Here is a 6,863-nt window from a genome sequence, read left to right on the forward strand (position 1 = left end):
GCCTATGAACGCACCTTGGGCGACCAGGCCGAGCGCCAGGCCTTCGGGGCGCTGCAGGGCGCCGTGCAGCGCTACCGCGCCAGCCAGCCACAGCTGGTGTCGCTGTTGAAGGAAGGCCGCGCCGAAGAGGCCCGCGCTTTCCTGCGTGGCGACTCGCGCAAGGCCTTCCGGGCCACCACCGACGCCATGGTGACGCTGACCCAGAGCAACACCCAGGGCGCGGCCGAGGCCTCGGGCCGCAGCAGCCGTGACTACGCCTCGGTGCGCTGGGGCATCGTGGCGATGATCACCGTGGCGCTGCTGCTGGGGGGGCTGGTGGCCGTGCTGCTGACCCGCTCGCTCACCACGCCGCTGGCCCATGCCGCCGCCACCGCCGACCGCATTGCCGACGGTGATTTGAGTGTGCCGGTGGGCAGCGACCGCCGCGACGAATTGGGTGACCTGTTGCGGGCGCTGGCCCGTATGCAGGCCGCACTCAATGCCTCGGTGAGCAGCGTGCGGCTGGGCGCCGATGCCGTGGCCACGGCCGCGCAGGAGGTGTCCAGCGGCGGCCACGACCTGTCGATGCGCACCGAGCAGGCGGCCGCCAGCATCGAGCAGACCTCGGCCGCGATGCAGCAGGTGGCCGAGACCGTGCGCCACAGCGCGGCATCGGCCCAGCAGGCGCACCAGCTGGCCCATGCCGCCGCCGAGGTGGCCACGCAGGGCGGGGCGGTGGTGGCCCGCGTGGTCGAGACCATGAGCGGCATCCAGGCCTCGTCGCGCAAGATTGGCGACATCATCGGCGTGATCGATGGCATCGCCTTCCAGACAAACATCCTGGCCTTGAATGCCGCGGTGGAGGCTGCGCGTGCCGGTGAGCAGGGCCGCGGCTTTGCGGTGGTGGCCTCGGAGGTGCGCAGCCTTGCCCAGCGCTCGGCCCAGGCCGCGCGTGAGATCAAGTCGTTGATCGCCAGCTCGGAAGACCAGGTGGGCCGCGGCGGCGCCCTGGTGGACGAAGCGGGCAGCACCATGCAGCAGGTGGTGCGGGCCGTGAGCGACGTGAGCCGGCTCATCGGCGAGATCGCCAGCACCGTGCAATCGCAGACGCAGAGCGTGGGCGAGGTAAACACCGCCATCATGCAGATGGACGGCATGACGCAGCAGAACGCCGCGCTGGTGGAAGAGTCCGCCGCGGCTGCCGAGTCGCTGAAGGTGCAGGCCGACGGCCTGTTGAGCGCCGTCGGCAAGTTCCGGCTGGCGCCCGCCTGAGCGCCAGCGCGGACTCGCGCGATCCCCTCAGCGGCGGTCGTGGCGGTTCTTGAGGAGGCCGGACCTGCCGCCCCGCAGGCCGGCCAGCAGCGCCAGGCCGCCCAGCATCAGCGCATAGGTGCCAGGCTCGGGCACGGGGCTGACGGCAAACAGCTGCTGGTCGAAGCGGATGGTGATGATCTCGGTGCTGTCGGGCTTGCCCAGCAGGCGGCCGTCTTCGTCGGGGTAGTTGGTGTCGATGGCCACCGCCAGTGTGTGGTTGTCCAGCACCACCACGCTTTCGATCGAGTCGAAGGGCATGGAGAAGCTGCCGCCCACCGTGGCCAGCGGGCCGCCGATGTTCAGCGGGTCGTTGACGTGCAGCAGGTCGACCAGCAGCGTCTTCTTCAGCGTGCCGGTCTCGTCCACCTCGTTCAGGTCGACCAGGTACAGGCGCTTGACCTCGGCCGCCGAGCCGTACTTGCTGTCGCGCTCGATCAGCACGAACTTGTCGCCGCCCACGTTCGTCATGTCGCCGATGACGATGTTGTTGCCGGTCTGCGGACCGTCTTTCTTGTAGACCAGGTTGTGGCCGGTGTAGGCCATCGCGGCCGGGTCGAACTCGAAGAAGTTGAGGTAGCGCTCGTCGTTGGCCACCGGGCGCAGCGCGGCCACCGTGGGCGCTGCTTCAGGCACTGCCCACAGCCGGCTCTGGTCGCCATTGAAGGCCAGGCTCTCGAAGCCGCGGCTGCCTTGCGAGGTGACCTGTGCGCCGTTGTTCATCACCAGCGGGTTGGACGGGCTCTTGAGGAAGGGATGGGCCACCGGGTCGGACATCAGCGTGCCCTGCGCGTCGAAGTGCAGGATGTAGGGGCCGAACTCCTCGCCCACGAAGTAGCTGCCGTCCTTGGCACGGGCGATGGACTCGACGTCGAAATCGAAGCCCGTCAGCAGCCGGCCGTTGCGGATGCGGCTGTCCACCGCCTTGCCGCTGTCCACCAGGTTGTTGCCCGAGACGGTCTGGTAGTTGGCAAAGTCGGCGGTGATCTTCAGGTCCACGCCCTGGCCGTCCTTCAGGTAGCCCTTGGCGTCGTTGAAGTTGATGCGGCTGTTGACGCTGACCGCGCCCGGCACGCTGCTGCCATTGCCAGCCGTGCGGAACTGGATGCCGACGTTGTACAGGCCAATGAGGAAGTCGCCCGAGTTGCCCTTGGTGCCGAAGCCGTTGTCGGCCATGCCGGTCCAGCTGCCATCGGCGTTCTTCAGCAGCGCCGAAAAGCCGGGGATGGGCTGGCTGTCCGAGAAGGGCGGGGTGACACCCAGCGCACCGCCGATGAACTGGCCGCTGGTCGGGCCTTCCCAGCGGAAGGTGTCTGACAACGCGGCCCAGCCGGTGAGCTGGTGCGGCAGGCCGGCGGCCTGCGCGCTGGACATGCCCAGCGTGGCGACCACGGCGGCGTGGGCAAGGGCGGACAAGGCGAGGCGCGCCTTCTGGCGGGATGCGGACATCGGGTGGGCTCCTGGAGTGGTGGTATGAGATCTGGCGATCCCATGCTCCACAGGCGCGATGTCACGGCGGTGTAGCGCGGCGGCGGGCGGTGGGCTGGAAGAACCCCGCCCACCGGACCATCGCCGGCCGCGGGCCGATCAGCGGCGGCGGCGGCGCAGCGTGGCCAGCGTCGCCAGGCCCAGGCCCAGCATCGCCCAGGTGCCGGGCTCGGGCACGGCGGCGATGGTCACGCGATAGGCCAGGAACATGGTGTCCAGGTTCTTGCCGTCGCTGTACGCGGCGCCGGCCTGGAAGCCGTCGGTGGTCGCGAAGTCGTTGTCGTTGGCCAGGAACAGGAAATAGTCGTTCGGCCGGCTGGGGTCGAGGGCCGGCAGCAGCGCCATGCCTTCCCACTTCTCGGACAGGTTGTCCAGGCCTGCCACCTGGCCGTTGGTCAGGCCGAAGCGGGCCAGCTGGGCCTTGTCGTTGACGTCCAGGAAGGGCACGTACGTCGCCGGCGTGATGGCCGGGTTGAGCACGCCGCCCGGGGCGATGGTGCCTTCGTAGCTCTGGCCCAGGATGTTGGTGGCACCGGCCAGGTCGATCACGTCCACCCGGCGCAGCTGCGATTCCTGCGTGCCCACGGCCAGGCCGTTGCTGTCGCGCGGCAGGATCAGCAGCTGCGTGTCCGACAGCGCCAGGATCTCGCTTTGCGCGGCCACCAGGGTCTGTCCGTTCTGGGTGAACTTGGGCAGCTGCACCACGTATTCGCCACTGAGTTTCATGTCGTCCAGGTTCGACACGTCGTAGGTGAACACGCGGGTGTTGTCCCGGGTGGCGCTGGTGCCACCGGTGCCGCCGTCCTGGCGGGCGGCGCTTTGCAGGGCCACGAACAAGGTCTTGCCATCGGGCGACAGCGACAGGCCCTCGAAGCCCTGGTTGTTCTGCCGGCCGTAGCTGGGGTTGGCGGGCACCGGGGCCGGCTGGCCGACGGTGGCGTTGTTGGAGCTGTAGTCGGGCACGCCATTGCGCAGCGGGCGCACCGAGTCGGCCACCTTCAAGGCGCCCATGAACTGGCCGTCGGCCGAGAAGCGGTAGATGGACGGGCCGTATTCGTCGCTGATCAGCCGCGAGCCGTCGCGCAGGATGACGATGGCTTCGGCGTCGAGCGTGAGCTTGCCGTTGTAGGCCTGCGGCAGCTGCGGCAGCAGGGCGGTGGCCGGCCGTGCGCCGCCGGTGGCCACGCCGCCCGGCACCGGGTCCAGGCCGCTGATCGGGCGGCTGCTGCCGGTCAGCGATTCACGCAGCAGCGTCGACTGCGTCAGGCTCAGGCCGATCTGGTTCTGCGCCAGGCCGCTGGCGCCCATCGCCGCGGGCGTGAAGCTCATCTCGATGCGGTTGATGCGGGCGGTGTAATCGATGGTGCCCACCACGTTGTAGCCACGGTCGGGCGCGGCATAGAAGGTGCCGGTGTAGCTGTCACCCACCCGGGTCCAGCTGCTGCGGTCGGCCACCAGGCCCGAGATGGAGCCGAAGGTCTCGCCATGCTCGTCGCGCAGGTTGGCGGCCAGGCGGCCCACGCCCACCAGCTCCTGCAGGGTGAACACGGTGCCATTGACCGTGACCGCGGCCTGCGGCGAGGCGGCGGCGGCGCACAGGGTGGCCAGCACAAGCATGCGGCGGCATGCCGACGGTGTCATCGACTTCATGGAAACACTCCTCCGGGCGCACCCTGCGGGTGCTGGTTCTTGAACGGCTTTGGCCCGACTGTGCGGCGATTGCATGAAGCCTGCGTGACAGTGGGCTGCCGTTGCCGGCGGACCTGCCGCTGCCGGCCCGTGGTGCGCGGCGCCATCGGGCGCGACGGTGTCATCAAGTCGTCCTGGAATCCACCGAGCATCGCAAAGCACGGTCCGGCAGTCCGGTCGGTCGTCGGCCCGCGAGGGCAGGGATACTGAACGCACAGGACCACGCCGTGGCGCCACACGAGAGCGAGCTGCAGCAGATCTTGAAGGGCTACCCCATCGACGATCTGTTGCTGGCTTTTCCTGGCAGCCCCGATCCGGGCGGGCGTGATCGGCAGATCATCCTTTTCCTGCTCAACGCCTGGGCCGACCGTGTGTGGCGAGACATGACCCAGCTGCCTCCGGCAGACCAGGAGGCCATGCACGCGATGCGCCGGCGCATGGCCCGTGAGCGCGACGGCCTGCTCCAGCTCCATGAGGCTTTGATGGCGCTTGGCGTCCATGTCCCCCCGGACGGACCGGGTGTCATGAAACCAGCATCTTAAAACCCCACACTGGGGTCCCCGCATCGGTCGGGCCGGCTGCAAGGCCGAGTGCCCTACATGGTCCCTCAGCGGCCATCAACCTCGGACAGGTCGGCGCACCGAGCGCGGGCTCAGACCTCTCGCCACGTTTGCGTAACAGGCGTTCAGCCCCCCCTACCGGCGTCGATATCTGCACCATCGAAGTCTCCGGTAAAACCCACGTGAAGTATCTGAAGAACCTGTCGATCAAGGCGCGACTGATGAGCGCTGCTGTGCTGGCCTCGGTCGCCCTGGTGGTGGTCAGTGGCGCTGCCGCGCTCGGGCTGGATCGGCTGGACCGCCACTTCCAGGCCTTTGTTGCCCAAAGCGTTGCGACCCACGAGGCCTTGACCGCGTTGCGCACCGAGTTCGGCAACCTGCGGCGATTCGAGAAGGACACCATCCTCCAGATCGACGACGCAGCGTCGGCCAAGCGCTATCAAGCCCAGTGGGTCCAATCGTTCGACGCCTCGCTGTCCCAGCTCGAAGCCCTGCGCGCGCGGCTGCCTGCGGAGCAGGTCGACGGCCTGTTGCCGCTGCTGGTGGCCTACCGCCAGCAAGCCGGCGATGTGCTCCAGCGCAGCATCAACGGCCAGATCGTCACCGCCAACGAAGCCAACGAACTGCTGGCCCCCGCCAAGAAGCAGATGCATGCGGCCGAGCCCCTGCTGGCAGGCATTGCCCGCACGCTGGAAGGGCAGGCGGCAGAGCAAAGTGCTGCTGCGACGGAAGCGGTGCGGCGCTGGCGCACGGTCATCCTGGTGGTCTCTGGGCTGACGCTCGCGCTGTTTGCGCCCCTGATGGCGTTCACGGTGTTGTCCGTCACGCGCCCCCTGGACCGCGCGATCGGCGTGGCCGGCAGGGTGGCGGCCGGTGACCTCGCCGAGCCCGTGCGTGGTCAGGGGCGGGACGAATTGGGTCAGCTGATGGCCGCGCTGGGCACCATGCAGCAGAGCCTGCGCGAGGTGGTGGGGGAGGTGCGTCACAGCGCCGCTTCGATCGATGCGGCCAGCACCGAGATCGCGCACGGCAGCCAGGACCTCAGCAGCCGCACCGAGCACACGGCCAGCAGCCTGCAGGAAACCGCCGCCAGCATGGGCACCTTGACCGAAGCAGTGGCCGCCGCCGAGCAATCGGCCGACGCGGCAGCCCAGCTGGCACAGTCTGCCAGCCTGGCGGCCGACTCCGGCTGCGAAGTGGTGATGCAGGCCGTTCAGAGCATGGACCGCATCAGCGCCAGCGCGGATCGCATTGCGGCGATCACCGGCGTGATCGATGGCCTGGCCTTCCAGACCAACCTGCTGGCCTTGAACGCCGCGGTCGAAGCGGCCCGGGCGGGCGAAGACGGCCGTGGTTTTGCCGTCGTGGCCGCTGAGGTGCGACGCCTGGCTGGGCAGTCGGCCGAGGCCTCACGCGAGATCAAGCAGCTGATCGGCACGTCGACGGATCAGGTGGGGCAAGGTTCGCAGTGGGTGCAGGCAGCCGGCGCCGCGATGCGGGAGCTGCAAAACGGCATCCGCGAGGTCAGCACGACCGTGGCCGACATTCGCAGCCGTGCCCTGGCCCAGGGCCAAGGCCTGCGCGAGATCAACACGGCCGTGACCGACGTGGACGCATTGACCCAGCAGAACGCCGCGATGGTGGAACAGACCGCCGCTGCCGCCGAGAGCCTGCGGGCGCAGGCTGCTCGGCTGTCGGGGCTGCTGACGCGGTTCAAGCTGGCTGCGTGAGGGCCGCGGCCGACGCGGACAACCAGCACTCGCCGGGCTCCAGGGCTGTCGGCACCGGCGGCAGCCGCCCCCCGCTGATGAGCGCCAGGCAGGTGAGCGCCATCGA

General features: G+C 69.1%; 5 protein-coding genes. 3 read left to right on the plus strand and 2 right to left on the minus strand.

Annotation, left to right across the window (positions count from 1 at the left end; genetic code table 11):
- The coding region (locus ABNT58_RS11385) for a methyl-accepting chemotaxis protein (protein WP_348753593.1) at positions 1–1,251 on the plus strand (1,251 nt) is incomplete at its 5' end.
- A gap of 27 nt (positions 1,252–1,278) precedes the next feature.
- Here the strand turns inward: ABNT58_RS11385 and ABNT58_RS11390 are convergent.
- Positions 1,279–2,739 carry an esterase-like activity of phytase family protein gene (locus tag ABNT58_RS11390; protein WP_348753594.1) on the minus strand — a complete coding sequence of 487 codons (1,461 nt, stop codon included), beginning with the start codon at positions 2,737–2,739 and terminating at the stop codon, positions 1,279–1,281.
- A gap of 138 nt (positions 2,740–2,877) precedes the next feature.
- Positions 2,878–4,428 carry an esterase-like activity of phytase family protein gene (locus ABNT58_RS11395; RefSeq protein WP_348753595.1) on the minus strand — a complete coding sequence of 517 codons (1,551 nt, stop codon included), beginning with the start codon at positions 4,426–4,428 and terminating at the stop codon, positions 2,878–2,880.
- A 266-nt stretch (positions 4,429–4,694) separates the two neighbouring features.
- On the opposite strand from ABNT58_RS11395, the gene ABNT58_RS11400 reads away from it, so the two are divergent.
- Both ABNT58_RS11400 and ABNT58_RS11405 read left to right on the plus strand, forming a co-directional pair.
- Positions 4,695–5,009 carry a hypothetical protein gene (locus ABNT58_RS11400; RefSeq protein ID WP_348753596.1) on the plus strand — a complete coding sequence of 105 codons (315 nt, stop codon included), beginning with the start codon at positions 4,695–4,697 and terminating at the stop codon, positions 5,007–5,009.
- A gap of 128 nt (positions 5,010–5,137) precedes the next feature.
- Complete coding sequence (locus ABNT58_RS11405; protein WP_348753597.1) at positions 5,138–6,757, plus strand: methyl-accepting chemotaxis protein; 1,620 nt, start codon at positions 5,138–5,140, stop codon at positions 6,755–6,757.
- Positions 6,758–6,863: the final 106 nt, after the last annotated feature.

It is taken from the genome of uncultured Aquincola sp., from assembly GCF_964001545.1.
Classification (GTDB): domain Bacteria; phylum Pseudomonadota; class Gammaproteobacteria; order Burkholderiales; family Burkholderiaceae_C; genus Aquincola.